Here is a 25,623-nt window from a genome sequence, read left to right on the forward strand (position 1 = left end):
AAAGCAAAAAAGGAATTAATTGGCCAGCGCGTCGAGCAGCTCGGTCTCGAGCTGGACCTGCACGCGCGGGTTGTTCAGGTTCGGGCCGTCGATCAGGAACACGTCCTCGACGCGTTCGCCCAGGGTCATGATCTTGGCGGTGTGCAAATTGATGCGGTAGCGCGTCAGCACGTTCGCGATCGCGTACAGCAAACCGGTGCGGTCGTGGGCCGCGATCGACAGCAGGTAATACTGGCCGCGTTCGTCCGGGCGCATCTCCACGGTCGGCGTGATCGGGAAGTGGCGCGACAGGCGGGAAAGACGCGCACGCGTCGGCGCACCCAGCGGCGCCGTTGATGCCAGCAGTTCGCACAGCTCGTGCTCGATCAGGCTGATGATGTCGCGGTAGTGCTTGGCGAAGGTGGCGTCGGTCACCAGGAAGGTGTCGAGCGCATAGCCGTCGCGCGTGGTGTGGATCTTCGCATCGAGGATGCTGAAGTTCTTGCGGTCGAAATAGCTGCAGATGCGCGCGAACAGGTCGGGCTGGTCCTTGATGTAGACCGTCACCTGCAGGCCTTCGCCGATCGGCGCCAGGCGCGCCTTCACGACCGGGCGTGCGCTGCCCAGCTTGTCGTGCAGGCAGCGCGTCTGCCAGGCAATGTCGGAGGCGTCGTGGCGCAGGAAGTAGACCACGTCGAGCTGGTCCCACAGCGCTTCGTGGGCGTTCGCCGGCAGGCCGAACAAACGCAGCGTGGCCAGGGCTTCCTGCTGGCGCGTGCGCAGCTCGCGGTCGGCCGAATGCGGCTCGCCGCCGAGCACGCGCAGGGTGATGCGGTACAGGTCTTCCAGCAGCTTGGCTTTCCAGGCATTCCACACCTTGGGGCTGGTGCCGCGGATGTCGGCCACGGTCAGCAGGTACAGGGCGGTCAGGTGGCGCTCGTCCTTCACCACGCCGGCAAAGGCGGCAATCACGTCCGGGTCCGACAAGTCCTGCTTCTGCGCCACCTGCGACATGGTCAGGTGCTGCTCGACCAGGAACACCACCAGCTCCGTGTCTTCTTCGGACAGGCCATGCTCGCGGCAGAATTCGAAAGCATCGGTCTTGCCGAGTTCCGAGTGGTCGCCGCCGCGGCCCTTGGCGATATCGTGGAACAGGGCGGCGACATACAGCAGCCAGCGGTCGCGGAAGTTGGCGATCAGGGCGCTGCAGAAAGGGTATTCGTGGGCGTGCTCGCTCATCGTGAAGCGCCGCAGGTTACGCACCACCATCATGATGTGCTGGTCCACGGTGTACACGTGGAACAGGTCGTGCTGCATCTGGCCGACGATGTTGCGGAAGTTCGGCAGGTAGCGTCCCAGCACGCCGAATTCGTTCATGCGCCGCAGCGCATGCACCAGGCCCACCGGCGCCTTCAGGATGCGCAGGAAGTGGGACTTGTTGACCGGATCGTTGCGGAAGTCTTCGTCGATCAGGTTGCGCGCATGCCAGAGCGCACGCGTGGTGCGCGCGGTCATGCCCTTGATGTCGGGTCTTTCGGTCATGGCGACGAAGATCTCGAGCACCGCGGGCGGGTAGCTCTCGAAGGTATCGTCGCGCACGATGTCGATGAAACCGTTTACTTCATTAAAACAGTCATTGATGGGACGCGGCACCGACGGCTGCGGGAACAGCTGCGCCTCGATGTTCTGCAGCAGGATGGTATTCAGTTGGGTGACGGTCTTCGCCGCCCAGTAGTAGCGCTGCATCAGGTATTCGGAAGCCCGTCGCGCACCCGGGCCGGGCGGATCTGCTACTAACCCGAACGATTCGGCAATCGCCGTCTGCACGTCGAACAGCAGGCGGTCCTCGCGCCGTTTGGTCTGCAAATGCAGGCGCACGCGGATATCCTTGAAGGCGCGTTCCTTTTCCATCAGCTGGCGCGCCTCGACGCGCGTGATCAGGCCGCGCGTGGCCAGCTGGCCCCAGGAATTCGCCAGGCCCGCCGCCTTTGCCACCCACAGGATCACCTGCAGGTCGCGCAGTGCGCCCGGACTCTCCTTGCAGTTCGGCTCCAGCGCAAACGCCGTGTACTCGTACTTCGCGTGGCGCAGGCGCATCTCGGCGGTCTTGGCCTGGAAAAAGGCTTGCGGATCGAGGGCCTCGCGGTAGCGCGCCTGCAGCTGCGCGAACAGGGCCGCGTCGCCGGTGATCAGGCGCGCTTCCAGCAAACTGGTTTGCACGGTGATGTCGGCGGCCGACTCGCTCAGGCATTCGTCCACGGTGCGGATGCTGTGGCCGATCTCCAGGCCCAGGTCCCACAGCAACTGCACCAGGTTTTCCAGCCTGGCCTGGGTGATCGCGTCCGGCGCGGCGCCGAGCAGGATCAAAACGTCGACGTCGGAATAGGGAAACAGTTCGCCGCGCCCGTAGCCGCCCACCGCCACCAGGGCGGTATTCGCGGGCAGGCGCGCCGCGCGCCAGGCTTCGCCCAGGATGCCGTCGACGCAGCGGCGCAGGCTGCGCAGCAGCTTCTCGGGCCGGTCGTCGTGGCGGAAGCGTTCGAACAGCGCTTGCCGTTCGGTTTTCAGCTTCTGCCTGAGTTCGGATGCGTGCCCGGGGTCGGTCTCATCGCGCTGCGCGGCTGGCATGTGGTGTCCTCCGGCTGGAAGGTCAGGCTGGAACGGCGGCGGCCGGCAACACGATGGCTGGCGGCGGCGGGGTGCCGGCGGACTGGGTCAGGACTTCGTAGCCGGTTTCGGTAACCAGGATCATGTGTTCCCACTGGGCCGACAAACTGCGGTCCTTGGTCTTGATGGTCCAGCCGTCGGGCAGGGCCTTGATCTCGCGTTTGCCGGCGTTGATCATCGGCTCGATGGTGAAGATCATGCCCGGCTCCAGCTTTTCCAGCGTGCCCGGCTTGCCGTAGTGCAGGACCTGCGGTTCCTCGTGGAAGACGCGGCCGATGCCGTGGCCGCAGAACTCGCGCACCACGCTGTAGCCATGCTTTTCCGCGTGCTGCTGGATCACGTGGCCGATGTCGCCCAGGTGGGCGCCCGGCTTGACCTTGCTGATGCCCAGCCACATGCATTCATAGGTGATTTCCGCCAGGCGCTTGGCCATGATCGACGGTTTGCCGATGAAGAACATGCGGCTGTTGTCGCCGTGGAAGCCGTCTTTCGTGATCACGGTGACGTCGATGTTCATCACGTCGCCGTCCTTCAGCGGCTTGTCGTTCGGGATGCCGTGGCAGATCACGTCGTTGAGCGAGGTGCAGACCGACTTCGGGTAGGGCGGGTAGCCCGGCGGCTGGTAGTTCAGCGGGGCAGGGGTCGTGCCCTGCACGTTAACCATGTACTCGTGGCACAGGCGGTCGAGTTCGGCGGTGGTGACGCCCGGCTTGACGAAGGGCGTGATGTAGTCGAGCACTTCGGCGCCAAGGCGGCCGGCAATGCGCATGCCTTCGATTTCTTCCGGGGTTTTGATGGAGATGGACATAAGAGGATTCTGGAGAAACGGTAAGTATCTGTGTAACAGCGCGTAACAGCGGAGTAACTATTTCATTCGCTGCAATATCCTCCGCATTATAAGTGATGCATGTGAACGCGTGGGCACGGGGCGCCCACCCAACGTATTCGAAGTCAGTGGCCGTTGCATGCGTAGGGTGGGCGCCCCGTGCCCACGCGGTTTTGTGTTCGGCCACCCTGCGTTGGCCGTACCAAAGCTTTCCGAGGCCCCGTCACGCCATGCAAAGCTTGATAACCAACCGGAATCCCGCTAGAATCTCGGGTTGCTCCGATCCTGATCGGGCAATGTTGTCAAAGTAGTCTATTTTATTTATTCAAATCGCGAATGCGACCGACAAGGGTGCCCTCGAGGTGACTGGTCGTTATTCAAGAATTTAACCCTGGAGAATTACATGTCCGTTACTATGCGCGAAATGCTGGAAGCCGGTATTCACTTCGGCCACCAGACCCGTTTCTGGAACCCAAAGATGGCACCGTTCATCTTCGGTCATCGCAACAAGATCCACATCATCAACCTGGAAAAAACCATGGCGATGTACCAGGATGCGATGAAAACCATCAAGCAGATCTCGGCTAACCGCGGCACCATCCTGATGGTCGGCACCAAGCGCCAGGCCCGCGATATCATCGCCGCTGAAGCACAGCGCGCCGGCGTGCCTTACGTCGACCAGCGTTGGCTGGGCGGCATGCTGACCAACTTCAAGACCATCAAGACCTCGATCAAGCGCCTGAAAGACATGGAAGCCCAGATCGAAGACGGTTCGGTCGAGAAGATGTCGAAGAAAGAAGCGCTGATGTTCTCGCGCGAAATGGAAAAGCTGCAGAAGTCGATCGGCGGCATCAAGGACCTGGGCGGCGTGCCTGACGCGATCTTCGTCGTCGACGTCGGCTACCACAAGGGCGCCATCACCGAAGCCGGCAAGCTGGGCATCCCGGTCATCGGCGTGGTCGATACCAACCACTCGCCAGAAGGCGTGACCCACGTGATCCCGGGTAACGACGACTCGTCGAAAGCCATCACCCTGTACGCACGCGGCGTCGCCGATGCGATCCTGGAAGGCCGTGCCAACGCCACCAACGAAGTCGTTGAAATGGTCAAGGCCGGCGGCGACGACTTCGTCGAAGTCTCCGAGCAGGCGTAATGCCGGGCGGGCTGCATGCCTGCCTTTAGCTCCAAAAGGGGTGCCGGTGTACTGAGCACCCCTTTTTTCAAGCAAAAACGAATTCAGCAATCACGTCGTGGAAGCGCCGTTGGCGTTTTCACTCTGCGACTCACTATTTAGGAGAATACACATGGCAGCGATTACTGCAGCGATGGTCGGCGAACTGCGCGCGAAAACCGACGCACCGATGATGGAATGCAAAAAAGCACTGACCGAAGCCGAAGGCGACATGGGCCGTGCGGAAGAGATCCTGCGCGTCAAGCTGGGCGGCAAGGCATCGAAGGCATCGGCACGTGTGACCGCCGAAGGCGTCGTCGCCACCTACATCGCCGGCAACATCGGCGCGCTGGTTGAAATCAACAGCGAAACCGACTTCGTCGCCAAGAACGACGAGTTCCTGGCCATGGCCAACCTGGCAGCCAAGCTGGTCGCCGAGCAGAACCCGGCCGACGTGGAAGCCCTGTCGCAACTCGACGCCGGCGGCCAGACCTTCGACGCACTGCGTTCGGCACTGATCGGTAAAATCGGTGAAAATATGACCGTGCGCCGCTTCCAGCGCTTCGACACCACCGGCAAGCTGGCCTCGTACCTGCACGGCACCCGTATCGGCGTCGTGGTCGAGTTCGAAGGCGGCGACGACCAGGTCGGCAAGGACGTGGCAATGCACATCGCCGCGATGAAGCCAGTCGCTCTGTCGGCTGAGCAAGTGCCTGCTGAAATGATCGAGAAAGAGCGTTCGGTTGCCCAGCTGAAAGCACAGGAAGACGCCGAGAAAGCCGCTGCCGAAGGCAAGCCGGCCCAATCGCCGGAAATCCTGGCCAAGCGCCTCGAAGGTTCGGTTCAGAAGTACCTGAAAGAAGTGTCGCTGCTGAACCAGGCATTCGTGAAGAACGACAAGCAGTCGATCGAGCAGATGCTGAAGGCCACCAACACGACCGTCAAGGGCTTCACCATGTACGTCGTCGGCGAAGGCATCGAGAAGAAGGTCGACGACTTCGCAGCAGAAGTCGCGGCCCAGATGGCTGCCAACAAGCAGTAATGAAAAGCGGGCCGCAAGGCCCGTTTTTTTAAGCCCGGCGGTTTACGCGGCCGGGTAAATGTGGAGCAGGTAGCAGCACCGTTGGCTGCAACCGTACGGTGGGGTCTTGGATGCCAGTGGCATCCAAGACGAAGTGCCCACGCGGAACGGCGCGTCAACGAAACCTTGTTCGTGGCCGTCGGCATGCGTCGCGGAGACGTCTCTCGAGGCGTTTCGATAGCGCCGGCAGTACCGGATATGGCATGGTCAACACCATGCCGGCATCCGCGTGGGCACGGAGTGCCCACCGTACGGGAGACGCCGCGAGCCGGTCCGGAACGCCGCAGGCCATCCCGAGCGCCGCAGGCTCGCCAGCGTGCGCGCCAGTTTCACCGCCATCTGTACATTTGCAGATGAAGCCGCAAGCCACGCGCCTGCGGCCGGAACCGAATTCGAACCAAACACTACAGGAGAGCGCCTCATCATGACAAAACCAGCCTACCAACGAGTCCTCCTCAAGCTGTCTGGCGAAGCGCTGATGGGCGACGACCCATTCGGCATCAACCGCGCCACCATCGACCGCATGGTGGCCGATGTGGCGGAAGTGGCGAAGCTGGGCGTCGAGCTGGCAGTCGTGATCGGCGGCGGCAACATCTTCCGCGGCGTCGCCCCCGGCGCCCAGGGCATGGACCGCGCCACCGCCGACTACATGGGCATGCTGGCCACCGTCATGAACGCCCTGGCCCTGGCCGACGCCATGCGCCATGTCGGCATCACCGCACGCGTCATGTCGGCGATCGGCATCGAGCAGGTGGTCGAGCCTTACGTCCGCCCGAAAGCCCTGCAATACCTGGAAGAGGGCAAGGTCGTCGTCTTCGCCGCCGGCACCGGCAACCCCTTCTTCACCACCGATACCGCGGCTGCCCTGCGCGGCTCGGAAATCTCGGCCGAGATTGTTTTGAAGGCAACCAAGGTCGATGGCGTATATACTGCCGATCCTAAGAAAGATCCGCATGCGACGCGCTACGAGTCGATCACCTTCGACGAGGCGATCGCCAAGCACTTGCAGGTGATGGACGCGACCGCGTTCGCCCTGTGCCGCGACCAGAAGCTGCCGATCAAGGTGTTTTCCATCGTCAAGCCCGGCGCCCTCAAGCGCGTGATCATGGGCGAAGACGAAGGTACACTGGTACACGTTTGATTTAACTCTGAAGTATCCAAGAACAGGAGAGCAGCATGTCCCTAGCTGACGTCAAGAAGAATGCGCAAGAGCGCATGACGAAGTCGATTGAAACCCTGCGTGCCGATCTCGCCAAGGTGCGTACCGGCCGTGCCCACACCGGTATCCTCGACCACGTGATGGTCGACTACTACGGTTCGCCGACGCCCCTCACCGGCGTGGCCAACCTGACCCTGGCCGACGCGCGCACCATCGCCGTCCAGCCTTACGAAAAGAAGATGCTGAGCACCATCGAAAAGGCGATCCGCGACGCCGACCTCGGCCTGAACCCGTCGACCATGGGCGACATGGTGCGCGTGCCGACCCCGCCGCTGACCGAAGAGCGCCGCAAGGAAATGGTCAAGCTGTGCAAGTCGGAAGCCGAAGACGCGAAGATCGCCGTGCGTAACATCCGCCGCGACGCCAACGAACAGCTGAAGAAAATGGTCAAGGACAAGACCGCGTCGGAAGACGACGAGCGCCGCGCCTCGGACGAGATCCAGAAGCTGACCGACAAGTTCGTCGCCGACATCGACAAGCTGGTCGCCGAGAAAGAGAAAGAAGTCCTGACCGTATAACAGGTTGAAGAGGGCCGGACGCCAAAGCCGGCCCGGACTGTGGCCCGGCCGATGCCCGTATCCGGCCGGGCGCTTCGCTTTCACCTTGTATCGCCGCGATGGCAATGGATTTATGATCTTCAAGAGTTCGACGACTGCAGTGCCCGACGTGCCGGCCGTGCCGCGCCACGTCGCGATCATCATGGACGGCAATGGCCGCTGGGCGACCAAGCGCCTGCTGCCGCGCGTGGCCGGCCACGTCAAGGGCGTCGAAGCGGTGCGTGGCGTGGTCGAGGCCTGCGTGCTGCGCGGCGTCGAGTACCTCACGCTGTTTGCGTTTTCGTCGGAAAACTGGCGCCGCCCGGCCGAGGAAGTGTCCTTGCTGATGCGCCTGTTCGTCACCGCGCTCGAGCGCGAAGTGTCGAAGATGCACGCCAACGACATCCGCCTGAAAGTGGTGGGCGATTTGTCGCGCTTCGACCCGAAATTGCAGGACATGATCGCCAATGCCGAGCGCAAGACCGCCGGCAACAAGCGCCTGACCGTGTCGGTGTGCGCCAACTACGGCGGCCGCTGGGACATCATGCAGGCCACCAGCAAGATGATCGCCAATCACCCTGGCGTGACCGAGTTCACCGAGGAGATGCTGGCGCCGCACCTGGCAATGGCATATGCGCCCGAGCCGGACCTGTTCATCCGCACCGGCGGGGAAGAGCGCATCAGCAACTTCCTGCTGTGGCAACTGGCGTATTCCGAGCTGTACTTCACCGATACCTATTGGCCGGATTTCTCGGCCGATTCCCTGGACGCGGCCATCGCGTCTTACCAAGCCCGCGAACGGCGCTTCGGCCGTACCGGCGAACAAGTGGCGAACAAAACCTGATGCTGAAAACCCGGATCATCACCGCGCTCGTGCTGCTGGCAGTCCTGCTGCCGGTCCTGTATTCCAACAACTACACAGCCTTCGCGGTGGTGGCGACCGTGTTCTTCGGCGCCGCGATCTGGGAATGCTTCCGCCTGTTCAATCCGAAGTCGACCAAGGCGCCGATCGTCGCCGTGTTCTGGACCGCGGCCTTTGCCTGGGCCTTCTTCGGACCGGCCCAGCCGAACCCCGTGTTCTGGTATGCGATCTCGCTGCTGCTGTGGGCGCTGCGCTTCGCGCCCTCGCTGAAAGTCGGCTTGCCGCCCCTCGATTCCACGGCCAACACCCTGCTCAGCGTGGTGTACGCGGTGTCGCTGGTCGGCTGCTTCGCCGCCATCGTGGCGCTGTTCGCGTATTCGCCGCTGTACCTGCTGTCGGTCATGGCCATCGTCTGGGCGGCCGACATCTTCGCCTACTTCTCGGGCAAGGCCTTCGGCAAGCGCAAGCTGGCGCCCTCGATCTCTCCCGGCAAATCCTGGGAAGGCGCGATCGGCGGCGGCATCGCCGTGCTGCTCATCGCCACCCTGGTCATCGTCTTCGCCGGCGGAGCGCTCGCCAACACCTTCCCGGTGCGCGTCCAGGCCAGCCTCGGCTGGCCGGCGACGTATGCCATCCTGGTCCTGATCGTCGCCGCCAGCGTCGTCGGCGACCTGTTCGAATCCCAGCTCAAGCGCCGCGCCGGCATGAAGGACAGCAGCAACCTGCTGCCCGGCCATGGCGGCGTGCTGGACCGCATCGATGCCCTGGTTCCCGTGCTGCCGCTGGCCGCACTGATCGGCGGCTGGCTGTAAAGGCCGGCCTCCCGGAACCGGCTGTAAGGAATATCACATGCAACGCATTACCATCCTGGGCGCCACCGGCTCGATCGGCGTCTCGACCCTCGACGTGCTCGCGCGTCACACCGACAAGTACCAGGTCTACGCGCTGAGCGCGCACAGCCGCGTGGAAGAACTCGCCGCCCAGTGCCGCCAGTTCAAGCCTCGGCGCGCCGTGGTCGGCAGCGCCGCCGCCGCCGCCGAACTGGCGCGCCTGCTGGCCGGCCTGCCGGTCGACATCGCCTGGGGCGAAGCGTCCCTGTGCGAGATCGCAGCGAGCGACGACACCGACACCGTGATGGCGGCCATCGTCGGCGCCGCCGGCCTGGCGCCGACCCTGGCCGCCGCCCGCGCCGGCAAGAAGGTGCTGCTGGCAAACAAGGAAGCCCTGGTCATGTCCGGCCAGCTCTTCATGGACGCCGTGCGCGAGCACAAGGCGACCCTGCTGCCCATCGACAGCGAGCACAACGCCATCTTCCAGTCGCTGCCGGCCACCCATGCGCGCGGGCTGGACGCGTCCGGCGTGGCCAAGATCCTGCTCACCGCATCCGGCGGTCCTTTCCTGCACCGCGCCGTCGAGACGCTGGAAAACGTCACGCCCGACGAAGCCTGCAAGCACCCGAACTGGGCCATGGGCCGCAAGATCTCGGTCGACTCCGCCACCATGATGAACAAGGGCCTGGAAGTGATCGAGGCCCACTGGCTGTTCGGCGCCCCGGCCGAGCGCATCGAGGTGGTGATCCATCCGCAAAGCGTGATCCACTCGATGGTGTCGTATGTCGACGGCTCGGTCCTGGCCCAGCTCGGCAATCCCGACATGCGCACCCCGATCGCGCACGCGCTGGCCTATCCCGAGCGCATCGATTCCGGCGTGGCCCAGCTCGACCTGACCGCGATGGCGGCGCTGCAGTTCTACCCGCCCGACTTCGCACGCTTTCCCTGCCTGGCGCTCGCCTTCGACGCGCTGCGCGCCGGCGGCACCGCGCCGGCCCTGCTGAACGCGGCCAACGAAGTGGCGGTCGAAGCCTTCCTGGCGCGCCGCATCGGCTTCCGCGACATCGACCGCGTGGTGCGCCGCGTGATGGACGAGAACACGCATGGCGCAGCGCATGACATCGCGGCCGTGATGGCGCAAGATGAGCGTGCACGCGCTGCGGCGCGCGACATCGTCGCCAGCCTGGCGCGACACTGAAAGGCGGATATCCATGAGTTTTCTCTACACGGCGGTGGCCTTCGTGCTCGCGCTGGGGCCGCTGATCGTCTTCCACGAACTCGGCCACTACCTGGTCGCGCGCCTGTGCGGCGTGAAGGTGCTGCGCTTCTCGGTCGGCATGGGCAAGGTCGTCTGGTCGCGCCGCTTCGGCCGCGATCAAACGGAATGGGCGATCTCGGCGCTGCCGCTGGGCGGCTACGTGCAGATGCTCGACGCGCGCGACCCGGCCACGGCGCCGAAGGATGAAGCGGACCTGGCACGCGAGTTCACGCGCCAGAACGTCTGGAAACGCATCGCCATCGTTGCGGCCGGTCCGATTGCCAACTTCCTGCTCGCCATTGTCTTGTTCGGCGCGCTGTTCATGCACGGCGCCCAGGAGCCCGCCGCCAAGCTGGCGGCCATGGGAGCGGACACGCCCGCCTACGCGGCCGGCCTGCGCGCCGGCGACGTGGTAATCGCCGTCAACGGCGAGCCGGTGGAATCGTTTTCGGAACTGCGCTGGGCCGTGACCCACCTCGCGGTCGACCGCCAGGACGCCCACTTCGACGTGAAGAGCGCCAACGGCAGCAGCTACGCGGCCAGCATCCCGGCGGGCGCCTTCAAGGCGGTCGACCCCGAAGGCGACCCCGACGGCGACGTGATGAGCGCGCTCGGCATGAATGTCTGGATCGGCATGCCGGTCGTCGAACAGGCTGTCGGCGGCGGCCCCGGCGAGCGCGCCGGCCTGCGCCGCGGCGACGTGGTGGTGAAGGCCGACGGCAAGCCGCTGCTCGATGCCGGCGATTTTGTCCGCACCGTGCGCGCGGCGGCCGGCAAGACCCTGCAGCTGGACGTGCGGCGCGACGGCAATCTCCTGAGCCTGCCGCTCACGCCTGATCGCGATGCGAAAGGGCAGGGCGTGGCCCAGGTCCAGCTGGCGCCGGCGGTGGAGTTCGTGACCGTGCAGGCCGGCCCGTTCGAGGCGATCGCCAAGGGTGCCGGACGCACCTGGGAGATGACGGCGCTAACCTTCAAGATGATCGCCAGGATCGTCACCGGGCAAGCCTCGCTGAAGAATGTCACCGGTCCATTGACCATCGCCGACTACGCCGGACAGACAGCACGCATGGGCCTCGCGACGTTTTTGGGCTTTATCGCAGTGGTCAGCGTCAGCCTGGGTGTAATGAATCTGTTACCAATTCCAGTGCTGGATGGTGGCCATTTGCTGTATTATTCGCTGGAAGTTTTGACCGGGCGTCCCCTGTCCGAGCGAATCCAGGCATTCGCTCAACGCGCAGGGGTAGGCCTGCTGTTCATGCTGATGGCGCTCGCCATCTTCAATGACCTGGGACGATTGCTCTGATTTTCCCGCGGCACCGGCAAACAAGAATATGTATGTTGTCCAATGACTGACCCGTTATTTAGCCAATGAATTCACAACCAGATCGTTTTGCCCTGCCGTTCATTCGCCGCAGCCTGATCGGCGCGGCCGTGCTGGCGCTGTGCGCCGGCCCTGCGTTCGCCGTCAATCCGTTCGTTGTCAAGGATATCCGGATCGAAGGCATCCAGCGGACCGAAGCCGGCACCGTGTTCACCTATCTGCCGGTGCGCGTGGGCGAGACCTTCGACGACGACAAGAGTATCGCCGCCATCAAGGCCCTGTATGCAACCGGCTTCTTCAAGGACATCCGCCTGGAAGAACAGAACGGCGTGCTGGTGGTGCTGGTCGAGGAACGTCCGGCAATCAACACCGTCGACTTCACCGGCGCCAAGGAATTCGAGAAGGACATGCTGGTCAAGGCCCTGCGCGAAATCGGCGTGGGCGAAGCCAAGATCTACGACAAGTCGGCGGTCGACCGCGCCGAGCAGGAGCTCAAGCGCCAGTACCTCTCGCACGGCATGTACGGCGTGAAGATCACGACCACCGTCACCCCGATCGAACGTAACCGCGTGAACGTCATGTTCAACGTCGACGAAGGCGAGGTCGCGCGCATCAAGCAGATCAACATCGTCGGCAACAAGGTCGTCTCGGACAAGGAAATCCGCGAGATCCTGCAGCTGTCCACCTCGGGCTGGTTCACCTGGTATTCAAAAGCCGACCAGTACAGCAAGACCAAGCTGACCGGCGACCTGGAAGCGATCAAGTCCTACTACCTGGACCGCGGCTACCTGGAAGCGAACGTCGAATCGACCCAGGTCGCGATCACGCCGGACAAGAAGGACATCTACCTCACGATCAACATCACCGAAGGCGAGAAGTACACCGTCTCGAGCGTGAAGCTGGAAGGCGAGATGTTCGGCCGCGAGGAAGAACTGCGCCAGCTGATCGTGCTCGAACCGGGCAAGACCTATTCCGGCGCCCTGCAGGAAGCCTCGAACAAGCGCATCGCCGCCCGCCTGGGCACCTTCGGCTACGCGTTCGCCAACGTCAGCGCCGACCCGAGCCTCGACCGCGAGAAGCGCGAAGTCGCGTTCACCTTCACCGTCGATCCGGGCAAGCGCGCCTACGTGCGCCACATGAACATCTCGGGTAACACCGTCACCCGCGACGAGGTCATCCGCCGCGAATTCCGCCAGTTCGAAAGCTCGTGGTACGACGCCGACCGCGTCAAGCTCTCGCGCGACCGCGTCGACCGTCTCAGCTACTTCAAGGACGTGAAGATCGAGACGCCGGAGTCGCCGGGCAGCACCGACCAGGTCGACGTCAACATGACCGTCGAAGAGCGCCCGACCGGTAACTTCACGATCGGCGGCTCGTTCTCGCAGGCCGAGAAGTTCACCTTCACGATGTCGGTGCAGCAGGCCAACTTCGCCGGTTCGGGCAACACCGTCGGCTTCGACCTGAACACCTCGAAGTACAGCCGTACCATCGCCGTGTCGCAGACGAATCCCTACTTCACCGACGACGGCATCTCGCGCGCCTTCCAGGTCTACCACCGCACCACGCGTCCGCCGCTGTCGAACATCGGTTCCTACGAGGTGCGCCAGACCGGCGGCAACCTGACCTTCGGCGTGCCGTTCTCGGAAACCGACACCGTCTTCTTCGGCGCCGGCCTGGAACGCACCACGCTGACCACCGACACCACCAGCCCGGAGATCTACAAGCAGTTCGTGCGCCAGAACGGCGGCCCGACCGAGGGCGAGTACTCGGGCGTCGGCACCGGCAAGAGCAATGCGATCCCGCTGACCGTGGCCTGGGGCCGCGACAGCCGCGACAGTGCGCTGACCCCGAGCTACGGCCGCTACCAGCGCGCCAACCTCGAGCTCGACGTGATCGGCGACTCGAAGTACTTCCGCGCGGTGTACGAACACCAGTGGTACCGTCCGCTGACCACCTGGATGACCCTGGCCCTGCGCGGCGAGTTCGACTACGGCAAGGGCATCGGCGGCAAGGAATACCCGGTCTTCAAGAACTTCTACGCCGGCGGCATCGGTTCGGTGCGCGGCTACGAAAGCTCGACCCTGGGTGTGGTCGATCCGGTGTACGGCGATGCCATCGGCGGCTCGAAGCGCCTGATCGGCAACGCCGAGCTGCAGTTCCCGTTCCCGGGCAGCAGCAAGGACCGCAGCCTGCGCTGGTTCGTGTTCGCCGACGGCGGCCAGGTGTTCCAGGAAAAATCGCCGATCCGCCTGCAGCAGCTGCGCTACTCGGCCGGTCTCGGCCTGTCGTGGATCTCGCCGGTGGGCCCGCTGCGCCTGTCGTTCGCCAAGCCGCTGAACGACAAGCCGGGCGACCAGCTCGAACGCTTCCAGTTCCAGATGGGGACGGGCTTCTGAGTCCCCCGTTGGAGCGCCATTCTTTTCACCGCGGAGAATTATGTTGAAAAATCTGAAAGCCTTGCCCGGGACCCTGCTGCTGGCAGCCCTGTGCGCCGCTCCGCTGGCCCAGGCGCAGAACGCGCCGAGCCGCATCGGCTTCGTGTTCACCGAGCGCCTGATGACGGAATCGAAGATGGCCAAGGCGGCCGACGCCAAGATCCAGGCCGAATTCTCGAAACGCCAGAAGACGAACGAAGAGCTGGTGGCCAAGTTCAAGCAGATGAGCGAGAAGTTCGACGCCGATGCGCCGCGCCTGACCGACATCGAACGCACGCGCCGTGCGCGCGAACTGTTCGACATGGAAAAAGACGTGCAGCGCATGAACCGCGAGTTCCAGGAAGACCTGATGCAGCGCAAGAGCGAAGAGCGCGCCGCCATCGCCACCAAGGCGTATAAACTGATCGAACAGATCGCCGAGCAGGAAAAACTCGACGCCGTGCTGCAGGAAGCGGCGTGGTCGAGCCCGCGCATCGATATCACGGATAAAATCCTGAAACAGCTGGACAAGTAAACGTTTTGGAACAAGCTCAACTCCCCCGCGGCGTGCGCCTGGGCGACCTGGTCGAACGCTTCGGCGGCCAGCTCGTCGGCAACGCCGATCTCGTCGTGGCGAGCATCGCACCGCTCGACAGCGCCGACGCCACCCAGATCAGCTTCCTCAGCAACAGCAAGCTGCGCGCGCTGGCCGCGCAAAGCTCGGCCGCCGCATTGATCCTGTCGCCGCTCGACGATCCGTCGGTCGCCGCCACCTATGGCGGCACGCGCATCGTCACCACCAACCCCTACGCCTATTTCGCCCGCGCCGCGCAGTATTTCGTGGCGCTGGAAGAAGACGCCGCGAAGCCGGGCATCCACCCGAGCGCGGTCGTCGACCCGGGCGCCGAGATCCATGCCAGCGCCCACATCGGCCCGCACGTGACGATCGAAGCCGGCGCCGTGGTCAAGGCGAATGCCGTCATCGAGCACGGCTGCTTCATCGGCCGCAAGGCGGTGGTGGGCGAGGGCACGCGCTTCTTCGCGAACGTGACCTTCCACCGCGGCTGCATCATCGGCGCGCGCGGCATCGTCCATTCGGGCGCCGTGATCGGCGGCGACGGCTTCGGCTTTGCGGTCGAGGCGGGCGTCTATATCAAGATTCCGCAGACCGGGCGCGTGGTGATCGGCGACGACGTCGACATCGGCTCGAACACCTCGATCGACCGCGGCGCCCTGGCCGACACCGTGATCGAAGACGGCGTCAAGCTCGATAACCAGATCCAGATCGGCCACAACTGCCACATCGGCGCGCACACGGCGATGGCCGGCTGCGTCGGCGTGGCCGGCTCGGCGAAGATCGGCAGCCGCTGCACCTTCGGCGGCGCCGCCATGGTGCTGGGCCACCTCGAGATCGCCGACAACGTGCATATTTCCTCGGGTTCGATGGTCTCGCGCTCGGTGCTCGAGCCGGGCCAGTACACCGGCTTCTATCCGCTGGCGAAGAACGCCGAGTGGGAAAAATCGGCGGCCATCGTGCGCAACCTGAATTCCATGCGCGAGAAAATCCGCACGCTGGAAAAAACCATCAAGACGCTCATTGAGCAGAACCAAGAAAACAAAAATGACGACTGACACCACCAAGATCACCCTCGACATCAACGGCATCAAGGAATACCTGCCGCACCGCTACCCGCTGCTGCTGGTCGACCGCGTGCTCGACGTCGAACTGGGCAAGCGCATCACCGCCATCAAGAACGTCACCGCCAACGAGGAATTCTTCAATGGCCACTTCCCGCACAAGCCGGTGATGCCGGGCGTGCTGATGATCGAAGCGATGGCGCAGACCGCCGCCATCCTGTCGTTCATGACCATGAACGTGAAGCCGGACGAGAACTCGGTCGTGTATTTCGTCGGCATCGACAACGCGCGCTTCAAGCGTCCGGTCGAGCCGGGCGACCAGCTGAAGATGGACGTCGAGATCCTGCGCGTCGCGCGCGGCATCTGGAAGTACAAGGCCGTGGCCACGGTCGACGGCAAGGTCGCCGTCGAGGGCGAACTGATGTGCACCATCCGTGGCGCCGCCGAAGAGAACATGAAGGGCGCCGCGAAAGCCGACGCGGGTTCGGAGGGGTAATGAGCACGATCCATCCTACCGCGATCGTCGATCCGAAGGCCGAGCTCGATAGCTCGGTCGAGGTCGGCCCGTATTCGATCATCGGCCCGCACGTGCGCATCGGCGCGCGTACCGTGGTCGGACCGCACGTGGTCATCGAGGGCCACACGACGATCGGCGAGGACAACAAGTTCTTCCAGTTCGGTTCCATCGGCGCCGCGCCCCAGGACAAGAAATGGCAGGGCGAGCCGACCCGCCTGGAAATCGGCAACGGCAACACCATCCGCGAATTCGTCACCTTCAACCTCGGCACCGCCCAGGACGAAGGCGTGACCCGCCTGGGCGACGACAACTGGATCTCGGCCTACGTCCACCTGGCGCACGACTGCCAGGTCGGCAGCCACACGATCTTCTCGAACAATGCGCAGCTCGCGGGCCACGTGCACGTGGGCGACCACGCCATCCTGTCGGGCTACGCCGGCGTGCACCAGTTCTGCAAGATCGGCGCGCATGCCTTCATCGGCATGTACACCAGCCTGACCCAGGACGTGCCGCCCTTCGTGATGGTGTCCGGGAACCCGGCGGCCGCGCGCGGCATCAACATCGAGGGCCTGAAGCGCCGCGGATTCACGCGCGCCCAGATCGACGGCATCCGCGCCGCCTACAAGCACCTGTACCGCAGCGGCCTGACGCTGGAAGAAGCCAAGGCCGCGCTGGAGCAGGAAGAGGGCGCCTCGCCCGAAGCGGCCGGCGATATCCGCGCCGTGCGCGACTTCCTCGGCGCCATTACCCGTGGCATCGTCCGCTGACGCATCCAGTCCGGACATTTCGCTAGCCCTGGTCGCCGGCGAGGTGTCCGGCGACATGCTCGCCGCACGCCTCCTCGCAGGGCTGCGTCCCCATCTTCCCAACGCCCGCTTCCACGGCATCGGCGGCCCGCGCATGATCGAGCAGGGCCTGGTGTCGGACGTGCCGATCGAGACCCTCACGGTGCGCGGCCTGTTCGAGATCATTCCGCGCTACCGCGAGATCAAGGGCATCCAGAACCGCCTGCGGGATCGTCTACTGGCCGAACGTCCGGCCGCCTTTATCGGCGCCGACTACCCCGGCTTCAACCTCGGCCTGGAAGAGCAGCTGCGCGCGGGCGGCATTCCGACCCTGCACTTCGTCGGGCCGCAGATCTGGGCCTGGCGCGGCGGCCGCATCAAGAAGATCCAGCGCGCGGTGTCGCACATGCTGGTGATCTTCCCGTTCGAGGAGCAGATCTACAAGGACGCCGGCGTGCCGGTGACGTATATCGGGCATCCGCTGGCGGAGACCATCCCGCTGGTACCCGACACTGTGGCGGCCCGTGCCGCGCTTGGCCTGCGAGCCGATGGGCGCGTGGTCACCATCATGCCGGGCTCGCGCATGGGCGAACTGAAATACCTGGCCGAGACCTTCGTGCGCACCGCCGGCCTGCTGGCGAAACGGGACCCGGGCTTGACCTTCGTGGTGCCGATGGCCGGCGACAAGCAGCGTGCCTACTTCAAGGAGATCGTGGCGAAAGCCGGCCTGGCCGACACCCCGCTTATGCTGCTCGACGGCCAGTCGCACACCGCGATTGCCGCCGCCGACGCGGTGCTGGTGGCCTCGGGCACGGCGACGCTGGAAGTGGCGCTGTTCAAGAAACCGATGGTGATCGCCTACAAGGTGATGCGCGCGTCCTGGGAAATCATGCGCCACATGGGCTACCTGCCGTGGATCGGCCTGCCGAACATCCTCGCACGCGAATGGGTGGTGCCGGAATACCTGCAGCATGCGGCCACGCCCGAAGCGCTGAGCGAGGCCGTATGGCAGCAGCTGAACGACACGGCGCTGCGTGATCAGCTGGCGGCGCGTTTCACCGACATGCACCACAGTTTGTTGCGCAACAGCGCGCAGGAGAGCGCGCAGGCGGTGTTGCAGGTGATCGGGGCGCGCGCGTAGGGTGGGCCGGGCCGCGCAAGGCACTCCGTGCCCACGCGGAACTGCGCGCAGAGTTGGCGCCGCGTTTTGACGTGACCGCTGCTTTGTGCCGGCGCCTCCAAATGCGTCTCGCTAGCGTGTCATCCACGTTTGGCGGCGCGGAGCGAATCGTCACGGATGTGGACTCCGGATCAACACGTAACCGCGTGGGCACGGGGTGCCCACCCTACGAACTGCACATGCGCAATCGACGCTGACCAAGCGCCTTTGCTTTCACGCACCCCCATGTACGCGTACAATACTCCGCATTCAAAATGCGCGAATTCAACCGCATAAAGTAAAGTTCTGAAAGATTCATAAGCAGCAGATGAGTAAAAAGCGCGTCAACTTCTATCCCGGCCTTCCGCCCCGGCTGCGTCCGTTCACCGACCTCGACATCGTCTGCGGCGTCGACGAGGCCGGGCGCGGCCCGCTGGCCGGCCCGGTGTTCGCGGCCGCCGTCATCCTCGACCCGAAGCGCCCGATCGAGGGCCTGCGCGACTCGAAGAAGCTGAGCGAAGCGCGCCGCGATGAACTCGCGCCGCAGATCCGCGAGCACGCGCTGGCCTGGGCCATCGCCCAGGCCTCGTGCGAGGAGATCGACACCCTGAACATCCTGCACGCCACCATGCTGGCCATGCGCCGCGCCGTGGAAGCCCTGCAGACCGTACCGACCTTCGCCCTGATCGACGGCAACCGCTGCCCGCCTATGGAAATTCGCGCCCACGCCGTGGTTGAAGGCGACGACAAGTGCCACGCGATTTCCGCCGCCTCGATCCTGGCCAAGACCGCGCGCGACGCCGAACTGGTGCGCCTGCACGCGCTGTACCCGGATTACTGCTTCGACCAGCACAAGGGCTATGGCACGGCCCTGCACCTGGAGCGCCTGCGCCTGCACGGCCCGTCGCCGGCGCACCGTCGTTCGTTTGCACCGGTGCGCAATCTGCTGCAGGTCGATCTCTTCGCCGCGCCCGAGGAGACGGCATTCGCATGAAGACCGTCACCTCGCGCGACAACGCGTTTTACAAGGAACTCAAGGCGCTGGCATCGAGCTCGCAGGCACGCCGCAAGGCCGGCCGCACGCTGCTCGACGGCGTGCACCTGTGCCAGTCCTGGCTCGACCTGCGCGGCGCGCCGCTGCACTGCGTGGTCTCGGAAGACGCCCTGCACAACCCGGAAGTCGGCAACATCGTCACCCGCGTGGAACAGCTGCGCGGCCACGTGACGGCGCTGCCCGAGGCGCTGTTCGGGGCGCTGAGCCAGGTCGAGCATGGCGTCAACCTGATGTTCCTGGTCGAGACCCCGCGACCGCAAGCGCCTTCCGCCATGACGGTGTCCGCCGTGCTGCTCGACGGCGTGCAGGACCCGGGCAATGCCGGTTCCATCCTGCGCAGCGCGGCCGCCGCCGGCATCACCCAGGTATTCTGCAGCCCCGGCACCGCCTTCTGCTGGTCGCCCAAGGTGCTGCGCGCGGCGATGGGCGCCCACTTCGTGCTGGAGATCTTCGAGAACGTCGACCTGGCCGAACTGATCAAGGCCTCGGACATCGCCGTGCTGGCCATGAGCGGCTATGCCGAGCAGAAGCTGTACGAGGTCGACCTGCGCCAGCCTGTGGCCTGGCTGCTGGGCCACGAAGGGCAGGGCGTGGCCGACGACCTGATGGCGCTGGCGTCGCACCAGGTGGTGATCCCGCATGCGGGCCAGGTCGAGTCGCTGAACGTGGCGGCGGCGGCGGCCGTGTGCTTTTTCGAGCAGCTGCGCCAGCAGCAAGCGGCACGGTAGAATACACCGGGCGTACCAACCCGTGGAGCCATAATGGACATCGCGCATTTGCACTTTCTGGTAGCCGAGGCCGACAACGCCCAGCGCGCCGCCCTGGTCGAGATGCTGGGCCGCCTCGGCGCCAGCCGCGTCACCGACGTGCCCGACGGGCACATGGCATTGCGCACCTTCCAGGCCAGCTTCACGCCGCGCCTGCATGTGGCCATCATCGACCTGGCGCTGCCCGGCATGGACGGGCTGGAACTGATCCGCAACCTGGCCACGCTCGACACCGGCATCAGCCTGGTCGTCACCGGCGCCCAGCCGGCGAACCTGCTGTTCTCGGTCGAGACCCTGGCCCAGGTGTACGGCATCGATTTGCTGGGTACGATCGCCAAGCCGGTGACCGCCGCCAAGCTGAAACCCCTGCTCGACAACTACCAGCCGCCGGCGCTGCCGGAAGCCGTGGATGCCTCGCCGCGCTTTTCGTTCGCGGAAGTGGGCGTCGGCCTGCAGAAGCGCCAGTTCGAACCCTTCTTCCAGCCGAAGATCGAGCTGGCCACCGGCCAGGTGAAAGGCCTGGAAGTGTTCGCGCGCTGGCGCCACCCCGAGCACGGCATCCTCGGCCCCGGCGCCTTCATGGACGCGCTGGAGCAGAACAACCGCATCGACTTCCTCGACTGGAGCATGATCGAGCTGTCGGTCGAGCGCTGCCGCTGGTTCCACGACCAGGGCACGCCGATTTCCATTTCGATCAACCTGGCGCCCGAAACGCTCGCCCATCCGGCCTTCCTGCGCCAGATCACGGCCTGCCTGGGGCGTCATGCGGTGCTGCCGGACTACATCACCTTCGAGATGCCGGAGTCCTCGGTGCTGAACGAAGACCCGAACTTCATCGAGCGCCTGGTGCGCCTGCGCATGATGGGCTTCGGCCTGGCCATCGACGACTACGGCACCGGGCGCTCGAACTTGCAGCTGCTGGCGCGCATCCCGTTCTCGGAACTGAAGATCGACCGCAGTTTCGTCGACGGCGCCTCGAAGCGCCGCCCGCTGGGCACCGTGCTGCGCTCCTGCCTGGGCCTGGCGCACAGCCTGGACCGCATGTCGGTGGCCGTGGGCGTCGAGACGCGCCAGGACTGGGACTTCCTGCAAGGCCTGGGCTGCACCTATGCCCAGGGCTACCACATCGCCAATCCGATGGAGGCGACCGCCTTCCCGGGCTGGCTGGAAGACTGGCGGCATTTCTTCTGAGCGCGTTGCGTGGCGACGTGCGGCGTCTGGCCCGGTTCGTGCGCATGCGGTAGGGTGGACGGCTTGACCGCTGCCGCGCGATTGATCGTGCAGGTGGCGCCGTCCACGCGTCCAACGGCGAGGTGCCTTGTCGGGTAGCGGGCCGGCGGGCAGGGTTTGAACGCGTGGGCGGCGCACGCGGCGTGTATGCGCAACATTCCGGGTGGAGCCGACCACCCTACGTGTGCGGGTCGATTCGAGGAGTGAAAATGAGCATACGGGTGCGCTGCCACTGCGGCAAGCTGCAGGGCGAACTGGAGACGAGCGCGGTGGCGGCGCGGGCGAAGTGCTATTGCCGCGACTGCCGCGCCTTTGCGCGCTTCCTCGGCAACGAGGTCGAGATCCTCGATGGCGCCGGCGGTACCGAGGTGGCGGCGGCCTTGCCGTCGGGCCTGCGCTTCACGCAAGGCCTGGACCAGCTGGCCTGCATGTCGCTCAGCCCGAAAGGCCTGTACCGCTGGTATGCCGCCTGCTGCCGCACGCCGATCGGAAACACGCCGCGCGACCCCAAGGTGTCCTACGTCGGCATCGTGCGCGCCTGCCTGGATGCGACGCCGGCCGAACTCGATGCCCAGCTGGGCAGCTCGTCGATCAACGCGAATACCGAATCGGCCTACCGCAAGGTGGAGAAAAAGCCGCTCGCTACCGCCCTGGCGCTGCTGAAGATCGGCCGCAAGCTGATGGGCGCGCGCTTTGGCGGCGGCTACAGGAATAATCCCTTCTTCGAATCCGGCGGCGTTACGCCGGTGCGCCAGCCACAGGTGATCTCGAAGGAAGAGCGCGCCCGCCTGTACTGATAGCGGCTACAGTGTGACGACGAGTTCTGGCCGGAATCCCTCCTGCTCGCCCTTGCTCAGGTAGCCGAGCGGATTGGCGACCACGCGGCAGGACCAGGGCCGGCTGTTCTCGACGCCCGTTACTGTGTAATCGTTCATGCAGTGCAGGTGGCCATGCATCCAGACGTCGGCGTAGGGGAAGAGGGCGTCCATGGCGTTGCAGAAGCCGGCCGTGCCCGCCGCCAGGCCGTAGCGCGGGTCGGCGCTGAGCAGGCTGGGGGCGAAGTGTGTAACGGCGACGGTGACGCCGTCGAAGGGTTCGGCCAGCGTGGCGCGCAGCCAGGCTTGGCAGTCGAGCGACATCTCGCGCAGGCCCTCGGCCAGCACAGGAACACCCTCCTTCAGGGTCGTGTTCTTGCTGAGGTAATAGTTGGCGGCGCGGAAGGCCTTGCCGCGCAGTTGCAGTTGTTTGGTGAGGTCGGTTTCGCGGCTGGCCAGGGCGTCGAAGTCGCTCCACAGGGTGGTGCCGATGAAGCGCACGTGATCGATGACGATCGTTTCGCGGTCCAACCATTCGATGCCCAGTTCCTGGCAGATGACGCGCAGGCGGGCGTAGGTTTCCTCGTACTCGAGGCCGTCGAACTCGTGGTTGCCGGGGATGAAGAGCACGCGCGCCTTGGCGGCCCCGGGGCGCAGGGGCGAGAAGCGGGCGAGGCCGAAGTCGGTGCCGGTCAGGCGCGAGCCGGACTGGTAGGAGCCGATGTCGCCGGCAAGGACGACGACGTCGGTATCCGGGGCGACGTATGGCTGGAAGTCGGCGTAACGTTCGAGGTGCAGGTCGGAGAAGAGCTGGATGCGCATAGCGGCGAAGTATAGCTGCAACGACAGTGCGCTGCCGCATGTCTGCCGTGGATTGGTGGGCCGTTCGTAGGGTGGGCTCTTGAGCCCACCACGTCTCATCGGGTGCGCCGCGGCGCAGGCGACAGCGGCCAGTGCGCATGATTGGCGTCCTCGGGGCCGTTGCCTGCTCCGCTATCGGTGTGCATGATCCGCGTGGGCTCGAGAGCCCACCCTACGGTCGCTGTCCGTGGTTCGGCGCGGTGCGCCTCGGGGGTAAGGGGCCAGGACTTGCGTTGGCGAATCCCGGCCTTCCGTTCGCTCGCGCACAGAGGCATGGCGCCCTGGCGGTTACGGTAGCCTTTCTACTGGAAGGAGATAGCATGAACGAGGAGTCGAAAGGCTTGCGCATCGAGGACCCCACCACGCCGGCTGGCGGCTGGGCGTCTGTCGCGGAGGTGACGAATATCCTGATGGACCAGCGCACCGTGCTGAAGGACAGCCGCCTGCTGCTCAAGCAGAACAAGCCGGACGGCTTTGCCTGCGTCAGCTGTGCCTGGGCCAAGCCGGCCAATCCGCATCCTTTCGAGTTCTGCGAAAGCGGCGCCAAGGCCACGGCCTGGGAGACCACCAGCAAGGCCATCGGCGCCGACTTCTTCGAGCAGTACAGCGTGCGCGAACTCGAATCCTGGTCCGACCATCGGCTGGAAGAGCAGGGCCGCCTGACGGTGCCGCTGCGCTACGACGCCGCCAGCGACCGTTACCGCGAGGTGTCGTGGGAGACCGCCTTCGCCGAGATCGGCGCCGCGCTGCGCGGCTTCGAGCGCGACAAGGTCGTGTTCTATGCCTCGGGCCGGGCGTCCCTCGAAACCTCCTACATGTACCAGCTGCTGGCGCGCATGTACGGCAACAACAACCTGCCCGACAGCTCGAACATGTGCCACGAAAGCACCTCGGTGGCCCTGCAGAAGACCATCGGCGTCGGCGTGGGCACGGTGGTGTTGCAGGACTTCGAGCAGACCGACTGCATCTTCTTCTTCGGCCAGAACGTGGGCGTGAACAGCCCGCGCATGCTGCACCAGCTGCAGGAAGCGCGCGAGCGCGGCGTGCCGATCATCACCTTCAATCCCCTGCGCGAGCGCGGGCTGGTGAGCTTTACCAATCCGCAGTCGCCGGTCGAGATGCTGACCAAGAAGGAAACGCCGATCAGCACCCAGTATCACCAGGTGAAGCCGGGCGGCGACACGGCCGCGATCATGGGCCTGGCGAAGGCCCTGCTGGCGCTGGACGACGCGGCTGTTCAACGCGGCGAGCAGCGCGTGCTGGACGTCGCCTTCATCCAGGAGTACACGCACGGCTTCGAGGAATTCGAAGCGGCGGTGCGCGCCTGTCCGTGGACCGACATCGTGCGTGAATCGGGGCTGCTGCAAGTGGACATCGAGAGCGCGGCCGCCGTGTATGCGGGCGCCGGCGCGGTCCTCGGCGTGTACGGCATGGGCCTGACTCAGCACCAGAACGGCGTGCAGAACGTGGGCATGATCGTCAATCTGCTGCTGATGCGCGGGAATATCGGCAAGCCCGGCGCCGGCATCTGCCCGGTGCGCGGCCACTCGAACGTGCAGGGCCAGCGCACGGTCGGCATCACCGAAAAGCCCGAGCTGGCGCCGCTCGACAAGCTGAAGGAACAGTACGGCTTCGAGCCGCCGCGCGAGAAGGGCATGAATACCGTGGAAGTCTGCGAAGCGATGTTGGCGCGTAAGGTGCAGGCCTTCATCGGCCTGGGCGGGAATTTCGTGCGCGCCGTACCCGAGACCGTGCTGATGGAAGAAGCCTGGCGCGAACTGCCGCTGACGGTGCAGGTGTCGACCAAGCTGAATCGCAACCACGTCATCCACGGCAAGCAGTCGTACATCCTGCCTTGCCTGGGCCGCATCGAGATCGACCGCCAGGCCGCCGGTCCGCAGGACGTGACGATCGAAGACAGCACCTCGTGCATGCACGGCTCGCGCGGCGCGGCCGATCCGGTGGCGGATACCTTGTTATCGGAGCCGGCCATCGTGGCGGGCATCGCCAAGGCCACGCTGGACCCGAATCCGTTAGTTGACTGGGACGCCTGGGTCGGCAACTACGCCAGGGTGCGCGACGCCATCGAGGAAACCTATCCGGACATCTTCGGCGACTTCAATGCGCGCATGTGGACGCCAGGGGGCTTTCGCAAACCGGTGGGCGCCGCGCACCGCGTGTTCGAGACCGAAAGCAAGCGCGCCGAATTCACCGTACCCGAGGAATTGCCGGGCGACCCGGACATGGACGCAGGCCCGCCGGCGCTGCGCCTGTTCACGATCCGCAGCGACGGGCAGTTCAACACCACCATCTACCACAACGACGACCGCTTCCGCGGCGTGTTCGGCAGCCGCATGGTGCTGTTCATGTCGCACGGCGACATGGCGCGCCTGGGGCTGGAGCAGGGCGACAGCGTGGCCTTGCAGACCCCTGCGGACGATGGCGTCACGCGCCGCGTGGATGGCTTGTCGGTCGTGCCCTACGACGTGCCCGAGGGCTGCATCGCTGGCTACTACCCCGAGCTGAATCCCCTGATCCCGCTCTGGCACCACGCCAAGGAAAGCAAGGTGCCGGCGGCGAAGGCAATCGACGTCATGGTAGAGCGCAGCGCCGTCGCTTGACGTAGGGTGGGT

The 25,623-nt window shown here is 65.0% G+C and carries 22 protein-coding genes; 19 read left to right on the forward strand and 3 right to left on the reverse strand.

Annotated elements, in window-relative coordinates:
• Positions 1–15: 15 nt before the first annotated feature.
• Together QPK31_RS18400 and map are read right to left on the reverse strand one after the other, a co-directional pair.
• Positions 16–2,607 carry a [protein-PII] uridylyltransferase gene (locus QPK31_RS18400; RefSeq protein WP_290424347.1) on the reverse strand — a complete coding sequence of 864 codons (2,592 nt, stop codon included), beginning with the start codon at positions 2,605–2,607 and terminating at the stop codon, positions 16–18.
• 22 nt (positions 2,608–2,629) lie between these two features.
• Positions 2,630–3,454 carry a type I methionyl aminopeptidase gene (gene map / locus QPK31_RS18405; RefSeq protein WP_290424348.1) on the reverse strand — a complete coding sequence of 275 codons (825 nt, stop codon included), beginning with the start codon at positions 3,452–3,454 and terminating at the stop codon, positions 2,630–2,632.
• A gap of 421 nt (positions 3,455–3,875) precedes the next feature.
• On the opposite strand from map, the gene rpsB reads away from it, so the two are divergent.
• The 18 genes from rpsB (at position 3,876) to QPK31_RS18495 (ending at position 22,111) form a co-directional block, all read left to right on the forward strand.
• On the forward strand, positions 3,876–4,625 hold the full coding sequence (gene rpsB / locus QPK31_RS18410) for a 30S ribosomal protein S2 (RefSeq protein WP_290424349.1): 750 nt from the start codon (positions 3,876–3,878) through the stop codon (positions 4,623–4,625).
• Positions 4,626–4,776: 151 nt separating this feature from the next.
• On the forward strand, positions 4,777–5,685 hold the full coding sequence (tsf, locus tag QPK31_RS18415) for a translation elongation factor Ts (protein ID WP_290424350.1): 909 nt from the start codon (positions 4,777–4,779) through the stop codon (positions 5,683–5,685).
• 463 nt (positions 5,686–6,148) lie between these two features.
• Positions 6,149–6,865: a UMP kinase gene (pyrH, locus tag QPK31_RS18420; protein WP_290424351.1), complete on the forward strand. Its 717-nt coding sequence runs from the start codon at positions 6,149–6,151 to the stop codon at positions 6,863–6,865.
• A 35-nt stretch (positions 6,866–6,900) separates the two neighbouring features.
• Positions 6,901–7,461, forward strand: coding sequence for a ribosome recycling factor (gene frr, locus QPK31_RS18425; protein WP_290424352.1), 561 nt, complete (start codon positions 6,901–6,903; stop codon positions 7,459–7,461).
• A 112-nt stretch (positions 7,462–7,573) separates the two neighbouring features.
• Positions 7,574–8,323 carry a polyprenyl diphosphate synthase gene (gene uppS, locus QPK31_RS18430; RefSeq protein ID WP_290424353.1) on the forward strand — a complete coding sequence of 250 codons (750 nt, stop codon included), beginning with the start codon at positions 7,574–7,576 and terminating at the stop codon, positions 8,321–8,323.
• Positions 8,323–9,153, forward strand: a complete 831-nt coding sequence (locus QPK31_RS18435; protein ID WP_290424354.1) for a phosphatidate cytidylyltransferase — start codon at positions 8,323–8,325, stop codon at positions 9,151–9,153. The genes uppS and QPK31_RS18435 overlap by 1 nt, the downstream gene beginning before the upstream one ends.
• 37 nt (positions 9,154–9,190) lie before the next feature.
• Positions 9,191–10,369 (forward strand): 1-deoxy-D-xylulose-5-phosphate reductoisomerase, encoded by a 1,179-nt coding sequence (ispC, locus tag QPK31_RS18440; protein WP_290424355.1) that lies wholly within the window; start codon positions 9,191–9,193, stop codon positions 10,367–10,369.
• A 13-nt stretch (positions 10,370–10,382) separates the two neighbouring features.
• Complete coding sequence (rseP, locus tag QPK31_RS18445; RefSeq protein WP_290424356.1) at positions 10,383–11,732, forward strand: RIP metalloprotease RseP; 1,350 nt, start codon at positions 10,383–10,385, stop codon at positions 11,730–11,732.
• 65 nt (positions 11,733–11,797) lie between these two features.
• A complete protein-coding gene (gene bamA / locus QPK31_RS18450) occupies positions 11,798–14,146 on the forward strand; it encodes an outer membrane protein assembly factor BamA (protein WP_290424357.1) in 2,349 nt (782 codons plus the stop codon).
• A 43-nt stretch (positions 14,147–14,189) separates the two neighbouring features.
• Positions 14,190–14,699: an OmpH family outer membrane protein gene (locus QPK31_RS18455; RefSeq protein ID WP_374045824.1), complete on the forward strand. Its 510-nt coding sequence runs from the start codon at positions 14,190–14,192 to the stop codon at positions 14,697–14,699.
• Positions 14,700–14,704: 5 nt separating this feature from the next.
• Positions 14,705–15,796: a UDP-3-O-(3-hydroxymyristoyl)glucosamine N-acyltransferase gene (gene lpxD / locus QPK31_RS18460; RefSeq protein ID WP_290424359.1), complete on the forward strand. Its 1,092-nt coding sequence runs from the start codon at positions 14,705–14,707 to the stop codon at positions 15,794–15,796.
• Positions 15,786–16,298, forward strand: a complete 513-nt coding sequence (gene fabZ, locus QPK31_RS18465) for a 3-hydroxyacyl-ACP dehydratase FabZ (protein WP_290424360.1) — start codon at positions 15,786–15,788, stop codon at positions 16,296–16,298. Before lpxD ends, fabZ begins: the two co-directional genes overlap by 11 nt.
• Positions 16,298–17,086, forward strand: coding sequence for an acyl-ACP--UDP-N-acetylglucosamine O-acyltransferase (gene lpxA / locus QPK31_RS18470; RefSeq protein WP_290424361.1), 789 nt, complete (start codon positions 16,298–16,300; stop codon positions 17,084–17,086). Before fabZ ends, lpxA begins: the two co-directional genes overlap by 1 nt.
• Positions 17,070–18,245, forward strand: coding sequence for a lipid-A-disaccharide synthase (gene lpxB / locus QPK31_RS18475; protein ID WP_290424362.1), 1,176 nt, complete (start codon positions 17,070–17,072; stop codon positions 18,243–18,245). The genes lpxA and lpxB overlap by 17 nt, the downstream gene beginning before the upstream one ends.
• 346 nt (positions 18,246–18,591) lie before the next feature.
• On the forward strand, positions 18,592–19,257 hold the full coding sequence (gene rnhB / locus QPK31_RS18480; RefSeq protein ID WP_290424363.1) for a ribonuclease HII: 666 nt from the start codon (positions 18,592–18,594) through the stop codon (positions 19,255–19,257).
• A complete protein-coding gene (locus QPK31_RS18485; protein ID WP_290424364.1) occupies positions 19,254–20,045 on the forward strand; it encodes an RNA methyltransferase in 792 nt (263 codons plus the stop codon). Before rnhB ends, QPK31_RS18485 begins: the two co-directional genes overlap by 4 nt.
• Before the next feature lie 33 nt (positions 20,046–20,078).
• Positions 20,079–21,275, forward strand: coding sequence for an EAL domain-containing protein (locus tag QPK31_RS18490; protein WP_290424365.1), 1,197 nt, complete (start codon positions 20,079–20,081; stop codon positions 21,273–21,275).
• 248 nt (positions 21,276–21,523) lie between these two features.
• Positions 21,524–22,111: a DUF6151 family protein gene (locus QPK31_RS18495; protein WP_290424366.1), complete on the forward strand. Its 588-nt coding sequence runs from the start codon at positions 21,524–21,526 to the stop codon at positions 22,109–22,111.
• A 6-nt stretch (positions 22,112–22,117) separates the two neighbouring features.
• Here QPK31_RS18495 and QPK31_RS18500 read toward each other — a convergent pair whose 3' ends face one another.
• Positions 22,118–22,951, reverse strand: coding sequence for a metallophosphoesterase (locus QPK31_RS18500; protein ID WP_290424367.1), 834 nt, complete (start codon positions 22,949–22,951; stop codon positions 22,118–22,120).
• 359 nt (positions 22,952–23,310) lie between these two features.
• Between QPK31_RS18500 and QPK31_RS18505 the strand changes: the two genes are divergently transcribed.
• Positions 23,311–25,611 carry an FdhF/YdeP family oxidoreductase gene (locus QPK31_RS18505; RefSeq protein WP_290424368.1) on the forward strand — a complete coding sequence of 767 codons (2,301 nt, stop codon included), beginning with the start codon at positions 23,311–23,313 and terminating at the stop codon, positions 25,609–25,611.
• Positions 25,612–25,623 lie beyond the last annotated feature (12 nt).

The sequence above is a fragment of the Massilia sp. YIM B02769 genome (assembly GCF_030411995.1).
In the GTDB taxonomy this organism is placed as follows: Bacteria; Pseudomonadota; Gammaproteobacteria; order Burkholderiales; family Burkholderiaceae_D; genus Telluria.